Genomic DNA, 1,833 nt, shown 5'->3' on the forward strand with positions numbered 1-1,833 from the left:
TCTCTGCAACTCGAGAGCATGAAGTCGGAATCGCTAGTAATCGCGGATCAGCATGCCGCGGTGAATACGTTCCCGGGTCTTGTACACACCGCCCGTCACACCATGGGAGTGGGTTTCACCAGAAGTAGCTAGCCTAACCGCAAGGGGGGCGGTTACCACGGTGAGATTCATGACTGGGGTGAAGTCGTAACAAGGTAGCCGTATCGGAAGGTGCGGCTGGATCACCTCCTTTCTAGAGTAAAAACAAAGCATTCTTGGTGCTCAAACGCACCCACACTCTTCGGCTGTTCAATGAAAAGCAGGGCTGAGGCACGCGGGACGAGGGACGAGGGAGACCCCCTGGTGCTGGTGCCTTGTGCCAAGACCCTGAAGGATTATGGGTCTGTAGCTCAGTTGGTTAGAGCACACGCTTGATAAGCGTGGGGTCGATGGTTCAAATCCATCCAGACCCACCAGTGTTTGACTGGGGCTGTAGCTCAGCTGGGAGAGCACCTGCTTTGCAAGCAGGGGGTCATCGGTTCGATCCCGATCAGCTCCACCAGTGTTGTGGGTGGGGGTGAGGCGTGAGCCGTGCGGCGCGAGAGCGCTGCAGGGCTCACTCCTTAGTTGGAGTGGCTGTTCTTTAACAATGTGGAAGAAGTCAAATCTGATCACTTCGATGTGAGGTGATTGGATCTGGGTTTAAAGATTGCATCGTGCCTTGGGCCCGCAAGGGTTTGGGGTGCAGTAGCAAGCAAGCGCGCATGAGAACTATGGTGGGGTGTCACTGTTTAGGCGGTGCTCAACGCTATAGGGTCAAGCGAATAAGTGCATGTGGTGGATGCCTTGGCGATTACAGGCGATGAAGGACGTGGCAGCCTGCGAAAAGCTGCGGGGAGCTGGCAAACAAGCATTGATCCGCAGATATCCGAATGGGGAAACCCGGCCCGCAAGGGTCACCGTAAGCTGAATACATAGGCTTACAGGAGCGAACCCGCTGAACTGAAACATCTAAGTAGGCGGAGGAACAGAAATCAACCGAGATTCCGAGAGTAGTGGCGAGCGAAATCGGACCAGCCAGTGCGTTTTAGCATGTGTTCTAGCAAAGCGGCATGGAAAGGCCGGCCATAGAGGGTGATAGCCCCGTATGCGAAAGGACACGTGTGGAACTAGGCGCACGACAAGTAGGGCGGGACACGAGAAATCCTGTCTGAAGATGGGGGGACCATCCTCCAAGGCTAAATACTCGTAATCGACCGATAGTGAACCAGTACCGTGAGGGAAAGGCGAAAAGAACCCCGGGAGGGGAGTGAAATAGATCCTGAAACCGCATGCATACAAACAGTAGGAGCCCGCAAGGGTGACTGCGTACCTTTTGTATAATGGGTCAGCGACTTACATTCATTGGCGAGCTTAACCGTGTAGGGGAGGCGAAGGGAAACCGAGTCCGAACAGGGCGTTTTGAGTCGATGGGTGTAGACCCGAAAGCGGATGATCTACTCATGGCCAGGTTGAAGCGGGGGTAACACCTCGTGGAGGACCGAACCAACTAACGTTGAAAAGTTAGTGGATGAGCTGTGGGTAGGGGTGAAAGGCTAAACAAATCCGCAAATAGCTGGTTCTCTCCGAAAACTATTTAGGTAGTGCCTCGTGATACACCTTTGGGGGTAGAGCACTGTTTTGGCTAGGGGGTCATATCGACCTACCAAACCAAGGCAAACTCCGAATACCGAAGAGTGCTTTCACGGGAGACAGTGCACCGGGTGCTAACGTCCGGACACGAGAGGGAAACAACCCAGACCGCCAGCTAAGGTCCCGAATATATAGCTAAGTGGTTAACGAAGTGAGAAGGCA

Annotated in this window: 2 tRNA genes and 2 rRNA genes; all 4 read left to right on the forward strand. The window is 54.0% G+C overall.

The window, feature by feature from the left end:
* Positions 1-232, forward strand: a 16S ribosomal RNA gene (locus tag V6D20_05595); the annotation flags it as partial.
* 146 nt (positions 233-378) lie between these two features.
* Positions 379-455, forward strand: a tRNA-Ile gene (locus tag V6D20_05600).
* Between the two features lie 10 nt (positions 456-465).
* Positions 466-541 (forward strand) — tRNA-Ala (locus tag V6D20_05605).
* A 252-nt stretch (positions 542-793) separates the two neighbouring features.
* A 23S ribosomal RNA gene (locus V6D20_05610) occupies positions 794-1,833 on the forward strand; the annotation flags it as partial.

It is taken from the genome of Candidatus Obscuribacterales bacterium, assembly GCA_036703605.1.
Classification (GTDB): domain Bacteria; phylum Cyanobacteriota; class Cyanobacteriia; order RECH01; family RECH01; genus RECH01.